This is a genomic window from Streptomyces alanosinicus, from assembly GCF_014650595.1.
GTDB lineage: Bacteria > Actinomycetota > Actinomycetes > Streptomycetales > Streptomycetaceae > Streptomyces > Streptomyces alanosinicus.
The window spans coordinates 1-22,784 of sequence record NZ_BMVG01000059.1 but is presented as its reverse complement, the minus strand read 5'-3'; the positions used below and the strand labels follow the sequence as shown (position 1 = coordinate 22,784).

15 protein-coding genes and 5 pseudogenes are annotated in these 22,784 nt (G+C 69.1%); 11 read left to right on the top strand and 9 right to left on the bottom strand.

Annotated features, from left to right (window positions below):
* Positions 1–315: 315 nt before the first annotated feature.
* From IE277_RS48425 to IE277_RS43385, 4 genes and pseudogenes are all read right to left on the bottom strand, one after another.
* On the bottom strand, positions 316–582 hold the full coding sequence (locus tag IE277_RS48425) for a Clp protease/crotonase-like domain-containing protein (RefSeq protein WP_229882470.1): 267 nt from the start codon (positions 580–582) through the stop codon (positions 316–318).
* Positions 583–653: 71 nt separating this feature from the next.
* A pseudogene (locus IE277_RS48420) lies at positions 654–773 on the bottom strand (enoyl-CoA hydratase/isomerase family protein); the annotation flags it as partial.
* A gap of 114 nt (positions 774–887) precedes the next feature.
* A complete protein-coding gene (locus IE277_RS43390; RefSeq protein WP_189959227.1) occupies positions 888–2,165 on the bottom strand; it encodes a glycoside hydrolase family 6 protein in 1,278 nt (425 codons plus the stop codon).
* A gap of 165 nt (positions 2,166–2,330) precedes the next feature.
* Positions 2,331–3,296, bottom strand: coding sequence for a glycoside hydrolase family 6 protein (locus IE277_RS43385; protein WP_189959226.1), 966 nt, complete (start codon positions 3,294–3,296; stop codon positions 2,331–2,333).
* A 294-nt stretch (positions 3,297–3,590) separates the two neighbouring features.
* On the opposite strand from IE277_RS43385, the gene IE277_RS43380 reads away from it, so the two are divergent.
* Positions 3,591–4,604, top strand: coding sequence for a LacI family DNA-binding transcriptional regulator (locus tag IE277_RS43380; protein WP_189959225.1), 1,014 nt, complete (start codon positions 3,591–3,593; stop codon positions 4,602–4,604).
* A 134-nt stretch (positions 4,605–4,738) separates the two neighbouring features.
* Positions 4,739–4,996, top strand: a pseudogene (locus tag IE277_RS43375) (GntR family transcriptional regulator); the annotation flags it as partial.
* Here IE277_RS43375 and IE277_RS43370 read toward each other — a convergent pair.
* Positions 4,977–6,020 carry a LacI family DNA-binding transcriptional regulator gene (locus IE277_RS43370; protein WP_189959224.1) on the bottom strand — a complete coding sequence of 348 codons (1,044 nt, stop codon included), beginning with the start codon at positions 6,018–6,020 and terminating at the stop codon, positions 4,977–4,979. The pseudogene IE277_RS43375 and the gene IE277_RS43370 overlap by 20 nt on opposite strands.
* A 951-nt stretch (positions 6,021–6,971) precedes the next feature.
* On the opposite strand from IE277_RS43370, the gene IE277_RS43365 reads away from it, so the two are divergent.
* From IE277_RS43365 to IE277_RS43335, 7 genes and pseudogenes are all read left to right on the top strand, one after another.
* On the top strand, positions 6,972–8,582 hold the full coding sequence (locus IE277_RS43365) for an arabinofuranosidase catalytic domain-containing protein (protein WP_229882466.1): 1,611 nt from the start codon (positions 6,972–6,974) through the stop codon (positions 8,580–8,582).
* A 600-nt stretch (positions 8,583–9,182) separates the two neighbouring features.
* Entirely contained in the window at positions 9,183–10,319 is a 1,137-nt protein-coding gene (locus IE277_RS43360) for an SGNH/GDSL hydrolase family protein (protein ID WP_189959222.1), read from the top strand.
* Positions 10,320–10,394: 75 nt separating this feature from the next.
* A pseudogene (locus tag IE277_RS43355) lies at positions 10,395–11,861 on the top strand (glycoside hydrolase family 10 protein); the annotation flags it as partial.
* Positions 11,862–12,042: 181 nt separating this feature from the next.
* Complete coding sequence (locus IE277_RS43350) at positions 12,043–12,279, top strand: arabinofuranosidase catalytic domain-containing protein (protein ID WP_229882465.1); 237 nt, start codon at positions 12,043–12,045, stop codon at positions 12,277–12,279.
* Positions 12,280–12,419: 140 nt separating this feature from the next.
* Positions 12,420–13,967, top strand: a complete 1,548-nt coding sequence (locus IE277_RS43345; RefSeq protein ID WP_308433480.1) for a glycoside hydrolase family 27 protein — start codon at positions 12,420–12,422, stop codon at positions 13,965–13,967.
* 51 nt (positions 13,968–14,018) lie between these two features.
* Positions 14,019–16,001, top strand: a complete 1,983-nt coding sequence (locus tag IE277_RS43340) for an alpha-L-fucosidase (RefSeq protein ID WP_189959218.1) — start codon at positions 14,019–14,021, stop codon at positions 15,999–16,001.
* 54 nt (positions 16,002–16,055) lie between these two features.
* The gene (locus tag IE277_RS43335; protein WP_189959217.1) at positions 16,056–17,396 is read left to right on the top strand and encodes an RICIN domain-containing protein; all 1,341 of its coding nucleotides are present in this window, start codon (positions 16,056–16,058) and stop codon (positions 17,394–17,396) included.
* A 197-nt stretch (positions 17,397–17,593) separates the two neighbouring features.
* Here the strand turns inward: IE277_RS43335 and IE277_RS43330 are convergent, their stop codons facing one another.
* Positions 17,594–18,655: an oxygenase MpaB family protein gene (locus IE277_RS43330; RefSeq protein WP_189959216.1), complete on the bottom strand. Its 1,062-nt coding sequence runs from the start codon at positions 18,653–18,655 to the stop codon at positions 17,594–17,596.
* A gap of 91 nt (positions 18,656–18,746) precedes the next feature.
* On the opposite strand from IE277_RS43330, the gene IE277_RS43325 reads away from it, so the two are divergent.
* Together IE277_RS43325 and IE277_RS43320 are read left to right on the top strand one after the other, a co-directional pair.
* The gene (locus tag IE277_RS43325) at positions 18,747–19,418 is read left to right on the top strand and encodes a TetR/AcrR family transcriptional regulator (protein WP_189959215.1); all 672 of its coding nucleotides are present in this window, start codon (positions 18,747–18,749) and stop codon (positions 19,416–19,418) included.
* Positions 19,419–20,514: 1,096 nt separating this feature from the next.
* On the top strand, positions 20,515–21,417 hold the full coding sequence (locus tag IE277_RS43320; RefSeq protein ID WP_189959214.1) for an aminoglycoside phosphotransferase family protein: 903 nt from the start codon (positions 20,515–20,517) through the stop codon (positions 21,415–21,417).
* A 60-nt stretch (positions 21,418–21,477) separates the two neighbouring features.
* Here the strand turns inward: IE277_RS43320 and IE277_RS43315 are convergent.
* The 3 genes and pseudogenes from IE277_RS43315 to IE277_RS43305 all read right to left on the bottom strand — a co-directional run.
* Positions 21,478–21,893 (bottom strand): annotated as a pseudogene (locus IE277_RS43315) (helix-turn-helix domain-containing protein); the annotation flags it as partial.
* Between the two features lie 8 nt (positions 21,894–21,901).
* A pseudogene (locus IE277_RS43310) lies at positions 21,902–22,384 on the bottom strand (VOC family protein); the annotation flags it as partial.
* A gap of 267 nt (positions 22,385–22,651) precedes the next feature.
* On the bottom strand, positions 22,652–22,784 hold a 133-nt coding region (locus tag IE277_RS43305), incomplete at its 5' end, for a ribonuclease domain-containing protein (RefSeq protein ID WP_308433479.1).

Below are 22,784 nucleotides of genomic sequence, written 5' to 3'. Positions count from 1 at the left end.
CTCGGACATCTCGGGACCGATCGGCTCAGGGCCGGCCGTTGCGTGGTAGGCGACCTGGCTGTGACCAGCGCAAATGCAGGGTGGAAGGGAGTTGGGCAGATTCCGGCCCGGGTATGGTCCGGATCCTGGCTGGCGAGGGTATGGGGGCCGCGGCTCTGTTGCATGGCTTGGAGCCTGTGCGGGGCTCCGTTGTACCCGGGCTCGCCGCTCTCGAGGACGCGCGGGAGTGAGACGGTGACGACCCGGGCTGTGTGGCCGATCGGCAGCACTGATGTGTCATGTGCCCGTCCGGCAAGCAGCGTGCGACGCTGCGCGTCAGTCCTTCAAGGTCGCGTTCGCCGACCGGTGTTTGTGCCCCGCCCTGCAGCCCCCGTTGATCAGGTGCTGAGCCCAAGCATCGTTCTCACGGAGGAGTCCTTCCTTGAAGTCATCGGTGGGCAGCGAGCGCTTGGTCGCTTCGATAACGCCGCCGGGCAGCGCGGCGATGTTACGGGCGATGCGGTCGACGTACTCGTCGAGCCCGTCGGCCGGCGGGGCTCGGTTGATCCAGCCGTAGGACGCTGCGGTCTCGGCGTCGAACAAGTCGGCGGGAACACCTCCAGTGCGCGGTTGCGACCCACGCGGTTCCGGAGGTACTGCGTTCCGCCTCCGCCGGGGGCGCCCATGAGCGCTTCGATCCGACCGAGCCCAGCGGTCTCGACGGCGGCGACCGCCATGTCGGCTGCGGCCACGCATTCCGCCCCGCCCCCGCGGGCCTTACCGGCGAGCTTCACGATGGTTGTCTGGGACTGGTGGCGGATCAGAGCGGACCGCAGTGAGGATCAGAGCGGACCGCAGTGACATGGACGAGCAGGGCTCGGGCCCTAACCCGTCTTCAGGATCAGGGGTCAAGGCAACGTCAGGCGCGGGACCGCGTTGCGGGCCAGTGCGTGGGCCTGGTCGGGCCACCAGGCGCCGGCGGGCGGGTCGACGATGCCGTACTCGGGGTCGATCGTGCCGCCGGTGTTGCGGGTGCAGCTGCCGTCGGATTCACCGGGGGTCTTTATCCACAGGTAGGCGTCGACGAGTGGGACGCCGGTGTCGGCGGTGGGGCGTGGGCCGAGACCGCGGCCGGGTGCGTTGCACCAGACTTCCGGGTCCCCGCTGTACTTGCCCGGCGGCGGGGTCCAGGCACCCCGACCGTTGCGGCTGGTGTCGATCACGAAGTGACGCAGCTCGTCGGCCGGCGGGATGCCCACGTTCTGGTTGAACCAGGCGTCGGTCCACCGCCAGGTGGCGGGGTCGGTGGGGGAGACGGCGTCGCCGGGGGCGCCGTCGTTGGGGGCGGCGGACGAGTAGTACTGGCTGGCGCACCAGTCGGTGTGGCCGCGTGCCTGCTCGGGGCCTTCGGTGGCGTACCAGAGGCACTTGGCGATCCAGGTGCCGTATCGGGCGTTGTGGTCGGTGGGGTGGTTGTTGGAGACGTTCAGGGAGAAGCCGTCGCCGTACTGGACCCCGGCGTCCTGCAGTCGCTGGGCGATGTCGCCGACGGCTCGCCACTGGACGTTGCCGGCGTCGAGGTAGACCGCGGTGCGGGGGCGGGCCTTCAGGGTCTTCACGGCGTATTGCAGGTCGGCGATGCGGGCGGTGGTGAGTGCGCCGGTCGGGTCGGTGGTGGGCCCGCAGTCCCTGGGGAGGTTGGCCAGGCCGTCGGGTTCGACGACGATCACCGCCTTGTCGTCGCCGATGCCTGCGGCGAAGGCGTCGATCCACTGGCGGTAGGCCGCGGAGGATGGGGCGCCGCCGCTGGAGTACTGCGAACAGTCCCGGCCGGGGATGTCGTAAGCGACCAGGACGGGGGTCCGGGCGACGGCCCGGGCCCGGCGGACGAGCCTGTGCACCTTGACGCGGACCTCGTCGGGAGTGCCTTCGGTGAACCATTCGGCCTGCGGCCAGCTCGCGAGTCTGGCCATGTTCGCGGCGTCCTCGATGTCCCCGTTGCCGAGGTCGACGAGGGCCTGCTTCGCCGCCTTGCCGTGCGGGTCCACATAGAACCTCGTGGACGGGGTGATCACGTCCTGCCTGGGCGTGGGCGTGGCCTGAGCCTGCGTCGCGGTGAGGGCGGCGCAGACGGTGAGCGCCGCGGTGACGGCGGCCGCGCGGCGCCGTAGGCTGCGTCGTTTCATGGCTGCTCCTGGGCGGTGGATGGACGAGGGGAGGTCTGCCCCGGGGCGGTCCGTGGGCCGCCTGTGCGGAAGACGGCGAGCGGTGGACCCGGCGGGGCTGTGGCGGACGGTGCCCGTGGCCCGGTGGCGGGGCAGGAACGCGCCAGGTCGGTCACGGGGTCCGAATCAGTAACCGTAGATCATCTTGTACGCGGCCTCCGGGAGGAACTGTCCCGCCGAGGAGCCGGACCCGATGCCGCAGTTGCCGTCGGACTCGCCCGGGGTCTTGATCCACAGGAGCATCTCGGCGCCTCCGCCCGTCTGGGTGGGGGTGCCGATGCGGCGGCCTGAGGGGTTGCACCACTGGCCGTTGGAGCCGTTGCCGTTGCGGCTGGTGTCCACGACGAACGGCTTGGTGTAGCCGTAGCGGGCGCCCAGTGCGCTGTTGACGGCGTTGCCGTAGGCGATGTTCTCGGCCGTGGTGAAGTAGTTCGAGATGTTGAGCGAGAAGCCGTGCGCCTGGCGGAGGCCGGCTTCGTGGAGGCGCTGGGCCATGGTCGCGGGGCTCGCCCAGCCCGGGTTGCCGGCGTCCAGGTAGACCCAGGTGTTGGGCGTCTGGCGGTTGAACTGCGTGAGGGCGCCGGTGATCATGCCTTCGCGTTCGGATATCTGAGCCTGGGTCATGCAGCCGTAGTCCGCGAGGGAGTCCGGTTCGAGGAGGACGACGGCCGGGCGGTCGGCGATCCCGCCGGCGAACTGGGCGATCCAGCTCGCGTAGGCGGACGGCGAGGCGGCTCCGCCGGCGGAGTGTCCACCGCAGTAGTCGCGGTTGTAGATGTTGTACGCGACGAGGAGGGGCAGCTTGTGCTGGGAGGCCGCCGTGCCGGCGTAGGCGCCCGTGGCGGTACCGATGGTGCCGCTCCAGGAGCCGAACCAGTGGGCCATCGGGGTGTTGGCGATGGAGGCGTTGATCGCGGGCGCGCGGCCGTCGCCGGGGCTGCCGGCGACCCACCGCTTCACCGTGGAGTCGGGGTCCACGTAGAACCCACTCGTCATGGTGGTCGGGTCGGCGGCGTGGGCGGACGGCGCGACGGCGATCGTCAGCGGCAGGGCGAAGAACGACGCCAGGAGGGCGCGGAGTCTGCGGCGCATTGCTGTACCTCGGTTTCCTGGCAGGGGTGCGCCGCCGGCTCTCGTCCGGGTGCGGCGCGCTGAGGAAGTGCGGTGGATTCTATGGGAGCGCTCCCATTTGGAAGCGCTCCCAACGCTTGGAGGGGTTCGGGATGTGGCCGGTATCGTGTGACGAGCCGTTCAAGCTGTCAAGGGAGTTGTGCGATGCTCTCTCTGCATGGCGAAAAAGAGGCTCTACGGTGTAGAAGTTGGAAGCGGTACCAAGACCAGCCAGCCAGCCAGCCAGTCCGGCCGAGAGAGAGGGGCTCACGGTTCATGGCAGGAGGTGCGCCACGTCGGCAGCCGACGCTCGACGAGGTGGCCGAACTTGCCGGTGTCTCCCGCTCGGTGGCCTCCCGCGTCCTCAACAACGCCCCGCACGTCAGCCGCGCCAAACGCGAGGCGGTCGAACGGGCCGTCCGGCAGCTCGGATATGTACGCAATCCGACCGCCCGCGCACTGGCCACCCGCCAGACCGGGGCGGCCGCCCTGGTCGTCGCGGGGGAGGAGCCATCGATCTACGCGGATCCGTTCTTCGCCCAGGTGATCGTGGGGGCGTCGGCCGCCCTGGAGGAGGCCGATCTGCATCTGATGCTGTGCCTGGCGGCCTCCGACCGGGGCCGCAAGCGGGTGGAGGAGCTCCTTCGGTCCAAAGGCGCCGACGGCGTCATGCTGATGGCGCTGCGCGAGGACGATCCGCTGGCCCGTATGGCCGAGGAGGCGGAGATGCCCGTCGTCTTCGGTGGCCGCCCGGTCGGTTCGGCTCCCCGGTGGTATGTGGACGTCGACAACGTCGGCGGAGCGCGCGAGGCCACCGAGCACCTGCTCTCGCGCGGCCGGACCCGCGTGGCGGCGATCTGCGGGCGTCTGGACACGGAGGTCGGGCGCGCCCGGTACCGCGGCTACCGGGACGCCGTGCTGGCGGCCGGCCTGGATCCGTACCCGCCGCAGGAGGGGGACTTCACCGAGTCCGGTGGAGCCGCCGCCATGGCCGCATCGCTGGCCGAACACCCCGAAGTGGACGGCGTGTTCGCCGCCAACGACAACATGGGGGCCGGAGCGCTGCGCACCTTGCGTGAGGCCGGCCGACTGGTCCCCGACGACGTCGCGGTGGTCGGATTCGACGACCTGGTTGTCGCCCAGGTCGCCGATCCGCCGCTCACCACCGTCCACCAGCCCATAAATGCCTTCGGACGGGAGATGGCGCGCATGCTCGTCGCGCTCATCAACGGACAGGAACCCACGCCGCTGATCCTGCCCACCCGCCTGGTCATCCGCTCCAGCTCCTGATGGCGGGGTGCCATAGGTGATCAACTGAAAGGGTGGGCCTGGCCGCGTTCTCGGTGGGCCCCACGGTCCTCGACGAGCCGGACTTCGGCACGAAGCCGTTGTCCCACAAGGACGGTGGCTGGTGCGGGCCGCGCAACACCTTCCTCGTCACCGCCGTACGGGATGCGCGACGACTGCAGCGGCAGTCGAGCGCGATCGGAATCCACGGCACGCTCGGCGAGGGCACCAAGCCGGCGGTCGAGGAGCATACGGCGATCTACCGGGCGGTTCGTGACGGCCGGCCCGGCGAGGCGGCCCAGGCCACGCCGGCACGCCTCGGCAGGACACCGGAGGAGTACCGGCGGGAGAGCCGGCGGTGCGGGTTCGCCCGGTTCAGCGCGTCGCGCGATTGACCCGCGACGGCCGGCCGGTGGGTGCGGCGGCCGTACTGGAGCGCAGCGAGATCGGTGGGGTCAACAGGATGTGCCGAGGCGGGGTGTCAGGCGCGGCGATGCGTTCCACCAGCAGGGAAACGGCCTTCTCACCCATGTCCAGGGCCGGTACGTCCGCAGCCGTGAGCGGCGGACGGAAGTCCTCGGCCCAGGTCCTGGCCGCCACTCCGGTGACGGAGAAGTCGTACGGCACTTCGAGGCCGCTGTCCGCCAGCGCCCGCTCGATGCCGGGCAGCGCGGCCTCATTGATGGTGGTGACGGCGGTGAGGTCCGGGTGGCTGCGCAGGAGCGCTTCGACACATTCCTGGCCGGAGCGGGCATCGTCCCCGCACGGCACTTCGATGCCGTCAAGACCCCGTTCCGCCACAGCCGCCTCGAAACCCTCACTGGCCCTGCGTGCGGGACCGTAACCGGCCGAGACGAGTTCCCTGGAACGGGTGACCAGAGCCACCCGGCGGTGCCCCAGATCGGCGAGATGCCGCACGCAGTGCTGGACCAAGCCGGTGTAGTCGACGTCGATCCAGGACATCTGGTGGTCGCCGGCCGTGTGCCCGATGCCGACGAAGGGCAGCCCCGCGGCCTGCAGACGACCCACACGAGGGTCTTGCACGCGGATCTCCATCAGAATGACGCCGTCCACCCGGCTCCCGGAGACCAACCGCTCGAAGGAACGGTCGTGACCCCCGCCGGACGGGGACAGCAGCACGTCGAGATCGACCCGGGCGGCGGCGTCGACCACGCTGGCGACGAAGTCCAGTTGCATGTGGGTGAGCCTGTCGCCGGCCGGTGGTATGACGAGGCCGATCGTCCGGGTCCGGCCCTCCTTGAGTGCCCTCGCGGTCGCGTTGGGGCGATATCCCAGTTCGTTGATCACGTCTTGGATGCGCCTGCGGGTGCTGGTCGCGACCGGTCGCTTGCCGCTGAGCGCGTACGACACCGTGCTGCGTGACACGCCGGCGCGCCGAGCGATCTCCCCGATGTTCATACAGCTCCTCAAGCACGTACCCGCAGGGCGCCAGGGTACCTGGCGCGAATCGGTTCGCGAGGGGGGCGGGAAGGTATGTGGGGGTGGAGCTTCGGCCGAGATTTGCGGGCCGCTTGGGTCTCGCCACCGAAGGGGTTCGTGCGACCGCTCGACTCAGCCGGTGCTGTGGCCGACGGTGAACGCCGTCAGCTGATCAGGCGCGGACCAGGTCTGGTCCGCTGCGCCGGTGCAGTCCCGGATCTGTGTCCGTGTACCCGCCGTCGTGGAAATGCCGGTCGACAGTACGCACGGGCACTTGCGCGATAGAGCGAGATGCCGGTGGGTCGGCCACAGTCGGGCTCAAGCGGTGCTGGAGGAGCGCCTTGCCCCCACGGTGCCGCACAGGCGTCCGAGCCTCAAGAAGATACAGGACGCAAGACGTTGTGCGAACCGATTCTACGCAAGCGCTTCGACGCAGGAGGTTAAGACTGGCGGAGCGCGGGGTCAATGGCGTGCCGCGAGGCGAAGCCGGGTGCCGACGCCAGGACGACGCCCCGCTGCTTCGGCCAGTGCACTCGGAACCGGTCGCCCGGCATCCGGGTTTGTTGGCTGCGTGCCTGCTCACCGGCAGTATGGCAGGTCATTCGGGTGATCCGGGACCGGTCGGCGGTCATACCCGCGGGCCCTACCGGCCCGCGGACACGCCACCACCTGCCGGCCACGACGCGGGGCGTGCGCGGACGCGTCGGCCGCCCCGGAACCGCTGCAATCCAGCCGTCGAATCGATTCCGCGACAAGGTTCGTGACAGGGGCTCCCACACCCTTGACAGTGCTGTGAAATCGGGGGCACCGTCTCCCCCCGAAACCTCTCTGCAATCTCGCTGCAAAGACAGCACATTCAAGCGCTTCCGGATTTGCCGACGCCACCACACCAAACCCGAACGGGTCGCGCCGGCACGGTGGGGAGATCAGATGGGCACCGTACGTGCAAGACGCCAACTGCTGTCCGGCCGCGGTGGCGTCCGGCTGTTACTCGGGTCGGTACGACGTCGTGGCAGGCCGGAAAGCGTGCCGGATCAGGCATACGTCGCCCCGCCGGCAAGCTCGCTCCGCTCTCGGCGCTCTCGGCGGACCGTGGTCGCCCGGGTGGGGGCCGCGGTCGCACTCGTCGCCGGAGCTCTGATCGGCGCCACGGCCACGGCCGGCACAGCTCGGGCCGCCACCTCCGGGCCGTGCGACATCTACGCGGCGGGCGGTACGCCCTGTGTGGCGGCGCACAGCACGACGCGGGCGCTGTACGCCTCGTACGACGGGCCGCTTTACCAGGTCCGGCGCGGCTCGGACAACACCACCCGGGACATCGGCGTCCTGAGCGCGGGCGGGTATGCCGACGCCGCCGCCCAGGACTCGTTCTGCTCGGGGACGACGTGCCTGATAACGATCGTCTACGACCAGTCCGGCCGTGGCAACAACCTCACCCAGGCGCCCGCGGGCGGCGCCGCGGGCGGGCCCGACAACCTCGCGAACGCGACCGCCGCGCCCACCACGGTGGGCGGTCACAAGGCTTACGGCGTCTTCGTGGCGCCCGGCACCGGTTACCGGAACAACCACACCAATGGCATCGCCACCGGGGACAGCCCCGAGGGCATGTACGCGATCTTCGACGGCACGCACTACAACGGCGGTTGCTGCTTCGACTACGGCAACGCCGAGACGAACAGCAACGACGACGGCAACGGCACCATGGAGGCCATCTACTTCGGCAACATCAGGGTCTGGGGCTATGGTTCGGGCAACGGCCCGTGGATCATGGCCGACCTGGAGAACGGGCTGTTCTCCGGAGTCAACCAGCACTACAACGCGGGCGATCCGTCCATCGACCACCGGTACACGACCGCCATCATCAAGGGCGGGGCGAACCACTGGGCGATCCGTGGCGGCAACGCGCAGTCCGGCGGGCTGTCCACCTTCTACGACGGGCCCCGTCCCAACGTGTCGGGCTACAACCCGATGCGCAAACAGGGGGCCATCATCCTGGGCACCGGCGGCGACAACAGCAAGGGCGCCCAAGGCACCTTCTACGAAGGGGTGATGACCTCCGGCTACCCGTCGGACGCGACCGAGAACGCCGTCCAGGCCAACATCACCGCGGCCGGATACAGCAATTCGTCTTCCGGAGGCGGGACGAGCACCGGCGCGCTGCACGCGGTGGGCGCGGGCAAGTGCCTGGACGTGCCGAACTCGTCCACCGCGGCCGGCACACAGCTGCAGATCTGGGACTGCGGCGGCGGCGCCAACCAGACCTGGACCCGCACGTCGTCCAACCAGCTGACCGTCTACAGCGGCAGCAGCCACATGTGCCTGGACGCGTACGACAACCAGACGTCCGCCGGCACCAAGGTGGAGACCTGGCCGTGCAATGGCGGCGCCAACCAGCAATGGCAGCTCAACTCCGACGGCACCCTCACCGGCACCCAGTCCGGACTCTGCCTCGACGTCACCGGCGCCTCCACGGCCAACGGCGCCCTGGCGGAACTGTGGCCGTGCAACGGCGGATCCAACCAGCGATGGAGCCTCAACTGACCTGAACGGCTCCGGTTCGCGGCCGGCTCACCGCCGGTCACGAACCGCTCGCCACCAGGCCTCGACACCACGGGACCACACCTGCCGGCACCGGAGGATGAGCATGTCCAGAGCCAGAGCGCTCCGTGGCCTGTGGGCCGCCCCGGGCAGCCGTTCGCCACCATCGACCAGGCGCGGCAGCCCGCGCACCGGCTCTCGGCCGACGTGAACGTCGTCGTCCATCTCGCCGGTGGCACGCACCGGCTGTCCAAGCCACTGACCTCCGGCTCCGCCGACGGCGGCCGGAACGACCACCTGCCCTACGACGGGATCGACATCGGCTGGGGCTGGGGCGTCCACGCCCCGGGCGGCAGCCAGGACGGCGGGCCAGCAGTTCCCCTTCGTGCCGCCCGCAGGTGGTTACGGGCAGTGCAGGCGCAGAACTCCGGTGGTCGCCGTGTCGGGCAGCTCCACGGCCGCCGCCCCCCGACATCGTGCAGCAGGCCCTGGGCGGAGCGGCCAACAGCCTGTGGCTGCGCTACAGCAGTCCGACGGCTCGTACGCCTTCCGGAGCGGCAGCTTGTTCACCCCGCTACTTTCCCCCACTCGTGAGGAATGCACATGAAGAAGTACTCGGTACCTCTGGCCGCGGCGCTGACGGCCGCGCTCGGCATGGGCGCCGCACTGCCCGCCGCCGCTGCCGCCGGCACCGGGGTGCCGGCGCCCGCCGTGCGCGCCGCCGCGCCCGCCCCCTTGCGGCTGATGCCGTTGGGCGACTCGATCACCTGGGGCGTCGGCAGCCCGTCCGGGGACGGCTACCGGGGCTTCCTGTGGAACCGGTTGGCGGCCGAGGGGCATGCCCTGGACTTCGTGGGGTCGGGCCGCAACGGCACGATGTCCGACCCGGACAACGAAGGCCACTCCGGCTGGCATATCGGCGAGATAGCCGGCATCGCGGACTCCGTGCTGGCCCGGTACCGGCCCAACGTGATCACCCTGGAGATCGGCACCAATGATCTGAACGGCGGCTCTCAGGCTGAGCCCGCCGCCGAACGGCTCCATGCGCTCATCGACCGGATCACTGCCGGCGCCCCTGACGCGACCGTCCTCGTCGGCACCGTGATCGTCTCCACCAGCGGCACCGAGGAGGCCACCCGCCCCGCGTTCAACGCCAAGCTGCCCGGCATCGTCCAGGCCGAGCAGGCGGCCGGCAAGCATGTGCGCCTGGTGGACATGAGCGCTCTCACCACCGCGGACCTGTCGGACCCCTTGCACCCCAACGACAACGGCTACACCAAGATGGCGGACGCCTTCAACGCCGGAGTCCAGGCCGCGGACGCGGCAGGCTGGATCAAGCCGCCGGTCTCCGCGGGCGGGCCGGTGCACTCCGGGGTCGCGGGGAAGTGCCTGGACGTCAACGGCGGCAACAGCGCCAACGGGACCGCCGCGCAGATCTGGTCGTGCGACGGCGCCGACGCGCAGTGGTGGTCCGCGCGCTCGGACGGCACCGTGCGGGCGCTCGGGAAGTGCCTCGACGCCACGGGCGGTGGTACCGCCAACGGCACCAAGATCGAGATCTGGGACTGCAACGGCGGCGCCAACCAGCAGTGGCAGGCGTACAACGGCGGTTACCGCAACCCGGTCTCCGGCCGCTGCCTCGACGACCCCGGTGCGTCCGCCACCGACGGTACGCAACTGATCCTTTGGGACTGTAACGGCGGTGCCAACCAGCAGTGGACCGCTCTGCCGGTTTCCTGAGCCTCGTGGACCGACTCCACAAGATGCCTGTCTCGTGATCGGCGTCCCCCCCACACGCGAGGAGATTGATCCATCATGTCCTGGTTCAACGAGTGGCCCCGACTGGGCAAGGTCCTGGCCTCGGCCACCGGTTTGACAGCCGCCGCGGTACTGGCCGTGGCCGGGACGGCGGCCCCCGCCGCCCATGCGGCTTCCAGCACGCTGGGCGCGGCGGCAGCCGGCAGCGGCCGCTATTTCGGCACGGCCGTGGCCGCCGGAAAGCTCGGCGACTCGACGTACTCCACGATTCTCGACCGGGAATTCAACATGATCACCCCGGAGAACGAGATGAAGTGGGACACCACCGAACCCTCCCGCGGCAACTTCAACTTCGGCCCGGCCGACCAGATCGTCAACCACGCCACCGCGCACGGCCAGCGGATGCGCGGCCACACGCTGGTCTGGCACTCCCAACTGCCCGGCTGGGTCAGCTCCATCACCGACGCGAACACGCTGCGCAGCGTGATGGACAACCACATCACCACCGAGATGAACCACTTCAAGGGCAGGATCTACGCCTGGGACGTGGTCAACGAAGCCTTCGCCGACGGCGGCAGCGGCCAGCACCGTAGTTCGGTCTTCCAGAACGTGCTGGGCAACGGCTTCATCGAGCAGGCCTTCCGCACCGCACGGGCGGCCGACCCGGCGGCCAAGCTCTGCTACAACGACTACAACATCGAGAACTGGTCGGACGCCAAGACCCAGGGTGTCTACACCATGGTGCGGGACTTCAAGGCGCGCGGAGTGCCCATCGACTGCGTCGGCTTCCAGTCCCACTTCGGCACCGGCGGACCGCCCGCCGGGTTCCAGACCACGTTGTCGAACTTCGCCTCGCTCGGCGTCGACGTACAGATCACCGAGCTGGACATCGCGCAGGCGTCGCCCACGGCGTACGCGAACACTGTCAAGGCGTGCATGAACGTCGCCCGCTGCACCGGCATGACGGTGTGGGGGATCAGGGACAGCGACTCGTGGCGGACAGGGGAGAACCCGCTGCTGTTCGATACGGGCGGGAACAAGAAGCCCGCCTACGACGCCGTCCTGTCCGCCCTGGGCGGTGGTACGGGGAACTCGGGTGGCATCGTCCCGGGAACGGTGTACTCGCTGACCGACGTCGCCGCGGGGCGGGTGTTGGACGTGCCGGGCGGGCAGACGGCGAACGGTACGTCCCTGCAGGTCTGGGACGCCAACGGCGGTGCGAACCAGCAGTGGCGGGCGAGCCGGAACAGCGATGGTTCCTACACGCTGACAAATGTCGGCAGCGGGCGGACCCTGGACGAGCCGGGCGGTCAGACGGGCAACGGCACGCGGATGGAGATCTGGGACGCCAACGGCCGTGCGAACCAGCACTGGCGGGCGAGCCGGAACGGCGACGGTTCGTACACGCTGACCAACGTCGCTTCCGGCCGGGCGCTGGAAGTCGTGAGTGGGCAGGGCGCCAACGGGAGCCCCGTCCAGGTCTGGGACTCCAACGGGGGCGCCAACCAGCACTGGACCCTCAGGTGACGTAGTCGCGCCCAGGGAACGAACACCCGCGCCCGGTACGGCGGCCGTATCCGGACGCGGGTTTCGACATGCCGTCATTGCAGTCTCAGCAGAGGCCGGACATGGGACGTATTGGTCTCTCAATCGCCAAGTCACCTCTATTGACAGGGAGTTGGGCTCTATGGGATCACTATGTGACATGGGATGTCTGAGTGCTCCCTGTGCGTGCTCTCGGCCACGCCGACGGAAGCGCTCGACGCCGTTCGGAGCCCCGCAGGAAGCCATCGTCCTGGGCGACGGCGACCGCTCCAGGCCCGGGGGCGGCACCGACCTGAGCTCCGGTACCTGCTACGAGGGAGCCATCGTCGCCGGCTCCCCCTCCGGCGCGACCGACGACGCGGCCCAGGCCGACGTCACCGCCGCCGACCAACGCTGAGCTCCGTCAGCTTTCCAACTCACCGCAGGAGTCGATGACTTATGCACACCGCCACTGTGACAGTAAGGCGCCTTCGGCCGCTGCCCCCGCTGCTGTCGCTGCGCAGAACCCTGGCGCTCGCGTTCTCGGCCCTGCTGCTCATGGTGGCCGTCCCTCTCCTCTCCCTCGGCACGGCGCAGCCCGCCGCGGCGCTCGGCAACGGGCTCGCGCTGACTCCGCAGATGGGCTTCAACGACTGGAACGCGTACGGCTGCGACGTCTCCGAGTCGCTGATCAAGTCCACCGCGCAGGCGATGCACACCAACGGCATGCAGGCGGCGGGGTACTCGTACGTCAACATCGACGACTGCTGGATGACCCACAGCCGTGACTCCGGCGGACACCTGGTGCCGGACCCGGCCAAGTTCCCCGATGGCATCAAGGGAACCGCGGACTACGTGCACTCGCTGGGGCTGAAGCTCGGGATCTACGAGGACGCGGGCACCGAGACCTGCGCGGGATACCCGGGCAGCCTGGGGCACGAGACCACGGACGCGCAGTCGTTCGCGTCGTGGGGCGTGGACTACCTGAAGTACGACAACTGCAACAACACCGGTGCACCGGCGCGGACCCGGTACACCGCGATGCGGGACGCCCTGGCGGCCACCGGCCGGCCGATCCTGTTCAGCCTGTGCAACTGGGGCCAGGAGAACGTGTGGACCTGGGGCGCGGGCGTGGGCAACAGCTGGCGCACCACCGGGGACATCACCCCCACGTACTCCAGCATGCTGTCGATCTTCCACAGCAACGTGGGACTGGCCTCCTACGCGGGCCCCGGCCACTGGAACGACCCGGACATGCTGGAGGTCGGCAACGGCTCGCTGACGGCGACCGAGAGCCGCAGCGAGTTCAGTCTGTGGGCGGAGATGGCCGCGCCGCTGATCGCGGGCACCAACATAGCCTCGGCCAGTGAGGACACCTTGTCCACGCTGACCAACTCCCGGGTGATCGCGGTCGACCAGGACACCCTCGGCAAGCAGGGGACCATGGTCTCGTCCTCGGGCGGCCTGGACGTGCTGGCCAAGCCGCTGGCCGGCGGGGACGTGTCGGTGGCGCTGTTCAACGAGACGGACTCGACGGCGACCATCACCACCACCGCGGCCGCGATCGGGAAGACCGGGGCGTCCGCCTACACCCTGACGGACCTGTGGTCGGGCGCGTCCTCGACCACCTCCGGCACGATCAGCGCCTCGGTACCGGCGCACGGCACGGTGATGTACCGGGTCGCGGGCGGCACCAGCGGCGGCACCGGCGCGACCGGTGAGCTGCACGCGGTCGGTGCGGGCAAGTGCCTGGACGTACCGAACTCCACCACGACGGCGGGTACCCAGGTGGAGATCTGGAGCTGCAACGGCGGCGCGAACCAGACCTGGACACATACCGCATCCGACCAGCTCACCGTCTACTCCGGCAGCGGCCAGATGTGCCTGGACGCCTACGACAACCAGACCGCCCCGGGGACGAAGGTGGAGATCTGGCCGTGCAACGGCCAGGCCAACCAGCAGTGGTCGCTCAACTCCAACGGCACGATCGCCGGCGTCCAGTCCGGCCTGTGCCTGGACGTCACGGGAGGGGCCACGGCTGACGGAGCCCTGGCCGAGCTGTGGACCTGCAACGGCGGCAGCAACCAGAAGTGGACGCTCAACTGATCCGGTGACGGCCGAGCCACCCACCCTGTCGATGACGTTGAGAGGATCCGCATGACTTCCTCCCCCCTCCCGATCAGCCGGCGCCGGCTGCTGGCGGCGGCCGGCGCGGCCACGGCCTTCGGCATGCTGCGCTTCGCACCCGAGGCCGCCGCGACCGACGGCCCCGCGAGCTACACCGCGAGCTGGCCCTCCGTGGACCAGCACCCTCCCGCCCCGGCCTGGTTCCAGGACGCCAAGTTCGGCATCTACTACCACTGGGGCGTCTTCAGCGTCCCCGCGTTCGGCAACGAGTGGTATCCGCGCAACATGTACATCAACGGCTCGGCCGAGAACCAGCACCACATCGCCACCTACGGCGACCCCTCGGTATGGCCGTACAACAACTTCATCGACGGAGCCCGCGACAAGGCCGGCAACCACGTGCAGTTCGCCCCGAAGCTCGCCTCCCGGGGCGGCGACTGGGACCCGAACGCCTGGGCGCGGCTGTTCAAGGCCGCGGGCGCGAGGTTCGCCGGCCCGGTCGCCGAGCACCACGACGGCTTCTCCATGTGGAACAGCCGCTCCAACCCGTGGAACTCGGTTCGGCACGGCCCTATGCTCGACCTCGTGGGGCTGCACGCGCAGGCCGTCCGCGGGCAGGGGCTGAAGTTCATGGCTTCCCTCCACCACGCCTACCACTTCAACGGCTACTACGACCATGTGCCGAACCAGTCGGACCCGACCCTGCGCGTCCTGTTCGGCCAGCAGGGCCCGGCCGCCGAGAACCAGCTCTGGTACGACAAGCTGGTCGAGGTCGTCGACGGGTACCAACCCGACCTGATCTGGCAGGACTTCGACCTCGGCCTGGTGCAGGAATCGGACCGGCTTCAGTTCCTCGCGTACTATTACAACCGGGCCGTCTCCTGGAACAAGGACGTCGTCGCGACCTACAAGGACGGGTTCGACAACAAGGGCGAGGTCTTCGACTTCGAGCGCGGCGGCCCGGCAGGACTGCTCACCCCCTACTGGCTGACCGACGACAGCATCTCCTCCTCCAGCTGGTGCTACACGGTGGGCATCGGCTACTACTCCACCCAGGCACTGCTCCACTCGCTGATCGACCGGGTCAGCAAGGGCGGCACCATGCTGCTGAACATCGCCCCGATGGCCGACGGCACCATCCCCTCCGGGCAGCAGTCCATCCTGCTCGGCATGGGCGACTGGCTCGGCCGCTTCGGAGAGGCGGTCTACGGCACCCGCTCCTGGACGAGTTACGGGGAGGGCCCCACCAAGATGGGGGGAGGCGCGTTCAGCGGACCGGTGGCCGGCAAACCGCAGGACATCCGGTTCACCCGAAGCCAGGACAACAAGGTCCTCTACGCCACAGCGCTGGGCTGGCAGGGCGGCACCATGACGATCACCACGCTGAACTCGAACCAGATCAACCTCAGCAGCCTGACCCGCGCCCGACTGCTCGACAACGCCGCCGGCACCTACGTCGACCTGCCCGCACCGACCCAGGACGCCGCCGGCCTGCACCTGGCCATGCCCTCGCCGAACCCGCCGTTCAGCGCCCTGGCGTACACGGTCAAACTGACCTTCTCCGGTGAGATTCCCGTCCTGGGCGCACCGGGCGGCTCCACGACCTGGGTGAAGATCGCCAACGTGACCAGCGGACTGGTGCTCGACAGCGGAGGCAACGTCGCATCCGGCTCCAACCTCAAGCAGTGGAACTACGACGGCAGCGCCAACCTGCAATGGCAGCTGATCGACCTCGGCAACGGTTACTGCCGCATCATGAACCGCGCCAACGGCATGGCCGTCGACAGCTGGGGCGACTCCGCCAACGGCGCCCCCGCCCGGCAGGCGGCCTGGAACGGCGGCACCAACCAGCAGTGGTCGCTGAACAGCCTCGGCGCCAACCGCTACCAGATCGTCAACCGGGGCACCGGCACCGCGCTCGACGGCAGCGGCAGCACCGCGGTGGGCTCGACGACGGTGATGTGGACGCCGAACTCCAGCACCAACAACGAGTGGACGATCACCGGCGTGTGACCCCCTGGCGACCGACGCTCCGTCCCCGTCCCCCAACCAGGGAAGGAGGAGTGCATGATACGCAAACCGCTCTTCATCTCCATCGCGGCCGCGATACTTCTCGTCCTGTCAGCTGCGGGCACCTCGTTCAGCAGCGGCCTCGGCGCACCCGTGTCGGCCACCACCGGCACCGCCGGGGCGACCGCCGGCTGTGGCAAGGCCCCAACACTGACAAGTGGTACACACACGATTCAGAGCGGCGGCCAGACGCGGAGTTACATACTGCGCGTCCCCGCCGGATACGACAGCAACCACCCCTACCGGCTGATCTTCGGCTTCCACTGGCGGGGTGGCACGGCAGGCGATGTCGACTCGGGCGGAACGGACGGATACAACTGGTCCTACTACGGCCTCCGACGCCTGGCGGACCATGCGAACAACGGTACGATCTTCGTGGCTCCGCAGGGCATCGGCAACGGCTGGGCCAATTCCGGCGGCCAGGACGTGGCCTTCGTCGACGCCATGGTCAGCCAGATCGAAGCAGGTCTGTGCGTCGACACCACCCAGGTGTTCTCCGCCGGCTTCAGCTACGGCGGTGCGATGTCGTACGCCCTCGCCTGCTCCCGGGCGACGGTCTTCCGCGCGGTTGCGGTGTACTCCGGCGCGAACCTCAGCGGGTGCAACGGCGGCAACCGGCCCATCGCCTACATGGGTTTGCACGGCATCAGGGACAACGTGCTGCCCATCTCGTCAGGACGGGAACTGCGCGACACTTTCGTCCGGGCGAACGGGTGCACCCCGCAGAACCCGCCCGAGCCGGCGTACGGAAGCCTGACGCACATCAGCACCACCTACTCAGGATGCAAGTCCGGATACCCCGTGGTGTGGGCCGCGTTCGACGGAGCGGGGCACGACCCCGGTCCGATCGACGGATCGACCGGTGACGGCTGGCGCACCTGGACGTCGGCAGCGGTGTGGCAGTTCTTCACCCGGTTCGGCTCGAATCCGCCGCCACCGCCGCCGTCTTCCGGCAACCAGGAGATCGTCGGTCAGCAGTCGGGTCGTTGCCTCGACATCGACAACTCCACGACGGCCAACGGCACGCAGGCGCAGTTGTGGGACTGCAACGGTGGCTCCAACCAACGGTGGACCTACACCGCCGCGAAGCAGCTGGTCGTCTACGGCAACAAGTGCCTGGGCGTCGGCCGGCCCGCCGGCGCCGGCACCCCGGCGGCGATCTGGGACTGCAGCGGGCAGGCGGACCAGCAATGGAAGGTCAATCCCGAGGGCACGATCACAGCAGTGCAGTCGGATCTCTGCCTGGACGCCAACGGCCAGGGGACCGCGAACGGGACGAAAGTCCAGCTGTGGAGTTGCACGGGCGGTGCGAACCAGCACTGGCGCCTGGAGGACTGACCCGCCAGGCAGGGCACCACGACTGCCTGGCCCCGCAGACCTCGACGCACGCCGAGCCGGACCCGCGCAGACCCCCTGCGTGCTGCTGGCGGGGAACACGACTACGGCATCGTCGGCGCCCGCCTGGCCTGCTCATTGAAATCGTCGCCGACTATGAACGACATCGTCTCCTCCCCGTAGAGCGAGACCGGTCCTGGTTATGCGAGCGGTCCCAGGATCTCCTGGGACTCGTCGAGCCCCTGTTCACTGGGGGCCTCACCGTCATCGAAGACGCGTGCGGCTTGCCGGGCCCGGAATTCGAGATGGGCTTCGGCGGGTTTGGCGTAGCCGTGACGGGCACGGGCTTGTGCGGGGGTCAGTACTTCCTCCTTACGGGGAGGAATGCCGAGCTTGACGGGCGCAACGACCGCGACCGTGGAAGGCGAGATCCTTCCGAGCAGGCGCAGTTCGACCTTCGGGCTGATGCGGGCGAGCGCGAAGCCGGCCTTCATGACGGGCACGATGAGTATGTCGAGGAGGCGTGACTGGCGGATCCCGGCCATCTCGCGCATCCAGCGCGGCATGGTGGCGATGGTGGCGATCCGCTGTGCCTTCGCGACAGCCAGGCTCGCCGGCTTCGCCCAGCGCGGCGTCGGCGGCAGGATGAGTTCGCTCCTGAGCAGGTGGTTCATGGCCTGCCGTGCGATCGGGCTGGCGGACAGTTTCGGGCGCATCCGTTCGAAGTACGCCCGGACGCCTTCACGGCTGCGGGGGATGTCGTCGGGGGAGCACGTCTGCAGTTCCGCGGCGAGCGCGCATGCCTCCCAGTATTCCTTCTCCTCCTGCGGGGAGAGCTTCCCGGGTCCGTACTTCTCGTACGCGTAGAGGATCGAGTGCCAGCCGGTGAGCTGGATCCACAGCTGCGAGGCGGGGTCGTTGGCGTCGTAGGTCCCACCGCCGTAGGGCAGGTGGCCTATCGCCTTGGAATGGACTTTGACGAGGATGTCCGCGGCCTTGCACACCTGTCGTGAACCGGCGAAGGCGACCATCGCGAAGTACTTCAGGGTCCGGTCGTAGCGGGTGCGGGAGCGCCGGTAGATGCCCTGGGTCGCGTGGACGGCGGCCACCAGCGGCGGGTCGAGTTCCTCCACCACCACGGCCCGCTGGAAACCCACCGTCGGCGCCGTCGGATAGCCCCAGACCTTCCACACCACCGAGCCCGGACCGAAGAAGCCGTAGTCCTCGTGCGGTTCGATCCCGCCGCGCTTCAGCTTCGCCATGGAGCCACTCCTTGTGCGTCCGCGGCGTACGCCGCCCTCGATTACGACACTGCTGTCTTAAATTAAGACACGCGTGCCGTAAACTGCCAAGGTGTCAGCGTCCCTCTCTCCGCAAGACAGTCCGCGCAAGCGGCGCCCCTACGCCCCGCGCGTGCCGATCGAGCAGCGTCGCGAGCAACTGCTCGACGCGGCCCTCGCGGTGATCGTGAACGACGGCTACGACCGGGTCTCCATCGACGCCATCGCGAAGCGGGCCGAGGTCGCCAGATCGGTGGTCTACGGCGCCTACGAGAATCTCGACGCCCTGCTGACCGCCCTGCTCGACCGGCAGCAGGCACGCGCCTTCCAATGCCTGCTCCGGACGATTCCCGGCCCGCACGATCCGCACGGCCCCCGCGACCCGGCCGCGTTCGCCGCAGAAACCGTGCGCCGGATGTCCGCGATGCTCCACCAGGACCCGGACACCTGGCGGCTGATCCTGCTGCCCCCAGGCAACATGCCCACCATCGTCCGCGACCGCATCGAGGCGGACAGGGAACGGTTCCGCCTGCGGGTCGAAGCATGGATCTCGCGCGCCCTGGCCGACCGCAGCGATGCGGCACCCGATCGGCAACTTGACGCGCAAGTCCTCGCCCATGCGCTCGTCGCCTGCGCGGAGCACTTCGGCCGCCTGGCCCTCACCGATCCCGGCAAGTTCGACCCACCGCGCCTGATCGGCCAGCTGCAGGTGATCCTCGGCGCCGTCTGGCCGTGGACGCGTTGACAGCAAGCCCGTCGGGACAGCGGCCGAGCGGGCCAAAACCGACGAGCGATCCGTGCCGCCGCCGGCAGCCCGTAGTCCTCGTTGACACCCACGGGCGTAGCTGCTTCAAGACAGCTTGTGTCGCACCTCGTGGCCGACCTGCACTCCCTCGCCGTACGGGGCCCGGCAACGGGCCATCGCCTACGACGCCGTCGCCGGCGCGCACGGCCTGAACGCCCGCCGCCCCAACTGTGGGAACCAGTGCCGCGGCGGGGGGATCCTGATCGGCGACGACTGGGCCGCGTGATGGCCCTTGGCGAGGGCTGTCACGTTTCGTCCTCACCCCGGTCACCGGCGACACCGGGAACCGGCTTACGGCTGATGCCAGCCCGCCGTGCGCGGGCCCGGTCGAAGACCGCGGCCGGCTGCTGTGCCGGATGGCAGCACAGCAGCCGACGCGTCCGTCAGTCCTGTGCGGTCCGCACACCGGCGCAGCAGCCAGCGCGGTGACCTGCCACGGATGAGGGGGTCTTTGGTCGCTGACCTGCGCGAATGGTCTTTCAGTTGTTTCATGCTCGTGCCGGTTGATGAAGCCGGAAGTCCCAGAAAAGTCCCAGAAAAGTCCCAGAGGACTTCCGCGGCAATGGGCGGCGCACTTCCGCTCGTGCGGAGAACACGTCTGCTGGCCTACCTGGGTGTGCCGGTTCAGCTTCGCCGTGCCGCGTCCGCTTTCCGCACTGCCTTCGCTGCGTGGTCAGCCGAGTCGGCCAAGTTTCGGAGTGCGCGGGAGACCCGGCTGAGGAACTCCACAACGTGGTCGGCGAGGGTGTCCTGCTTGGTGCTGGTACGGAAGGTGGTGCTCTGGGCCACGGTCGGCTCCTCGGGAAAGGGATGCTGGGTGTGCTGCGCCCACTGTGGCACCGGGGACTGACATGCCGGGCGGAAACGCGACATCCCCCACCCGAAGTGTGGTTGGGCGGGATGGTTGTCACTTGGGCGAGGTGTCCGCCACTGGCCGAGGAGGGTGCCTGCTGATCTTTTGGAGCGGGTTAGGTTGAGTGGCTGGATCTTCCGGAGGGCGAGAGCCGCTTCGCCTGCCCCAGTACTGTGGCTCCGCATGGCCGACTCCGAGATCGAGATCACCGCAGACCTGGTCCGCGGGCTGTTGCAGGAGCAGCATCCGGACCTTGCAGGGCTCGCCATCCGTGAGGTGGCGGGCGGCTGGGGCAACCAAATGTGGCGGCTGGGGGACGAGTTGGCCGTGCGCATGCAGCGCATGGCCCCCACCCCGGAGCTCCAGCTCAAGGAGCGCCGTTGGCTGCCCGTCCTGGCCCCGCGGCTGCCGCTCCCGGTGCCGACCCCGGTGCGGATCGGTGAACCGTCTGCGCGCTTCCCCAAGCACTGGACCGTGATGACGTGGGTCCCCGGCGAGCCGCTGGACCACACCTCGATCAGCCGCGGTGACCACGCGGCCGACACTCTGGCGGGTTTCCTCAGGGCGCTCCATGTGGACGCGCCCGCCGAGGCACCAGCCAGTTCGGACCGCGGCGGTCACCCCAAGGAGTGCACGGACGGCTTCGAGAAGTTCTTGCAAGCTGTTGACCCTGGCAACATCGCCGCCGACATCCGGGCCGTCTGGGACGATGCCGTAGCGGCCCCCGAGTGGGAGGGCCCACCGGTATGGCTGCACGGTGACCTCCATCCCGCGAATGTCGTCGTCTCGGACGGGACGCTCTCGGGCGTGATCGATTTCGACGCCATGTTCGCGGGCGATCCGGCGTGGGACCTCGCGGCAGCGTGGGTGCTCCTTCCTTCGGGCACCGCCTCACGGTTCTTCGACGTGTACGCGCATGCGGACGAGGCGACGATCCGGCGCGCCCGCGGGCTGGCTGCTATGAAAAGTCTGTTCCTTATGCTCATGGGCCAGAACGGAGACCGGGGCCTTCCTGGCGGCAAGCCGACATGGGGACCCGCTGGCCGGGCAGCGCTCGATCGCGTTCTGACAGACGGCTTGATGTAGACACGGAGCGCATCGGCGTACGTCCCGGCGACCACGTCGTCAAACCCGGACAACCCGCCCGTTGAAGGCCTTCTGGCCTGCGGAGAGCTTCTCCCAGCGGCCACGGTAGGGGGCGCGCACGGTGCCGCCAGCGCCCTGGTACCCCTTGTCGGCCCAGCAGCGCAGCCCGCCTCGGCCAGTGCCGCGATGACGCCGTGGGTGTGGGCGGCTTTGATGTCGTGGACCGAGCCGGGCAGAGCGGCGGAGGCCCACAGCAGCCGTCCGAATGGATCGGCGAGGACTTGTACGTTCATGCCGTGCTTCTTGTTCGACGGCGGCCAGGACCTCGACCGCTTCGGTGATGTAGCGGGAGAAGGTGGCGATCCCGCCCCGAACCCGGCTGAGAGCTGGGCGTATGTGTGTCCGCACCGCAGGTGGGCCAGGACCGGCAGGGCCTGCCGATCTGCGGGGAGCCGACGGTCGTTTCGGTCACGTTGGGCACTGATCAGTTGGTTGTCCTGACAGGAGCACTGCTGCGTCCGTGGTCTCGACCGCTGAGTTCGGTGTCGAGTGTCTCCTGAGCCACACGCATGACTTCGGCGAACACGGGGTCCTGCAGCCGCTTCCACATCTCCTCTTCAGAGACGTCCTCGACGCGGCTGATCACCCACCAGATGTTGCCGAACGGGTCCTTGATACGGCCTCCGCGCTGTCCGAAGGCGTCGTAGGCCAAAGACGTGACGACATGGCTGCCAGCTGCGAGGGCTTGTGAAAAGGCTTGGTCAGCGTCGGTGACGAACACGCGCAGCAGGCTTGGCATGGAGGGCCAGTTCGTGTGCCGGCCGAAGGCCAGCACGACGGTATCGCCGACTCGAATCTCGCCGTGACCGATCAAACCATCCTCGGTGGGCACTCGCGCCAGCTCTTCACCCCCGAACGTCTGAGAGACGAAGTCGAGGAAAGTCCCGGTGTCGTCGGTGACGACCCAGGTGGGGGCTGGGCGCCGGTGCTACCTCACGACCGCTCGGAGGTAGACCCGTTCACAGCCCTCAGTCACTGCAACCTGGGGTTGGAACAGGCTCAGTGCGTTGTCGCCTCGCCCGAGCGTCGCCGGAGCCTCACGCTCCTGGGTCGCGCTCCGCATGCAGCGGACTGACCTGCGTCGAGCGCAGAGGCGGATGATGACGGCGGCCGGGGTGCGGGTGCAGCCCGGCCGCCGCTCGGACGGTCCGTCAGTCAGCGCTGCTGGTGGGGGTCAGCAGGTGCGGTCTATGAGATTGAAGGTCTTGTAGTGGTCGGCGGTGTAGTAGTCCTCCTGGGACTGTTCACCGGTCACGATGCGGCGTGCGCCGCGGGTCGGCGCCCCGGGTGTGATCACGGTGTACTCG

Excerpts from the sequence above, each read along its gene's own strand:
- IE277_RS43350 (WP_229882465.1), top strand. The coding sequence starts at position 12,043 with ATGGGATGTCTGAGTGCTCCCTGTGCGTGCTCTCGGCCACGCCGACGG.
- IE277_RS43340 (WP_189959218.1), top strand. The coding sequence starts at position 14,019 with ATGACTTCCTCCCCCCTCCCGATCAGCCGGCGCCGGCTGCTGGCGGCG.
- IE277_RS43320 (WP_189959214.1), top strand. The coding sequence starts at position 20,515 with ATGGCCGACTCCGAGATCGAGATCACCGCAGACCTGGTCCGCGGGCTG.
- IE277_RS43390 (WP_189959227.1), bottom strand. The coding sequence starts at position 2,165 with ATGAAACGACGCAGCCTACGGCGCCGCGCGGCCGCCGTCACCGCGGCG.
- IE277_RS43370 (WP_189959224.1), bottom strand. The coding sequence starts at position 6,020 with ATGAACATCGGGGAGATCGCTCGGCGCGCCGGCGTGTCACGCAGCACG.
- IE277_RS43330 (WP_189959216.1), bottom strand. The coding sequence starts at position 18,655 with ATGGCGAAGCTGAAGCGCGGCGGGATCGAACCGCACGAGGACTACGGC.
- IE277_RS43380 (WP_189959225.1), top strand. The coding sequence starts at position 3,591 with ATGGCAGGAGGTGCGCCACGTCGGCAGCCGACGCTCGACGAGGTGGCC.
- IE277_RS43360 (WP_189959222.1), top strand. The coding sequence starts at position 9,183 with ATGAAGAAGTACTCGGTACCTCTGGCCGCGGCGCTGACGGCCGCGCTC.
- IE277_RS43335 (WP_189959217.1), top strand. The coding sequence starts at position 16,056 with ATGATACGCAAACCGCTCTTCATCTCCATCGCGGCCGCGATACTTCTC.
- IE277_RS43345 (WP_308433480.1), top strand. The coding sequence starts at position 12,420 with ATGGTGGCCGTCCCTCTCCTCTCCCTCGGCACGGCGCAGCCCGCCGCG.
- IE277_RS43365 (WP_229882466.1), top strand. The coding sequence starts at position 6,972 with ATGGGCACCGTACGTGCAAGACGCCAACTGCTGTCCGGCCGCGGTGGC.
- IE277_RS43385 (WP_189959226.1), bottom strand. The coding sequence starts at position 3,296 with ATGCGCCGCAGACTCCGCGCCCTCCTGGCGTCGTTCTTCGCCCTGCCG.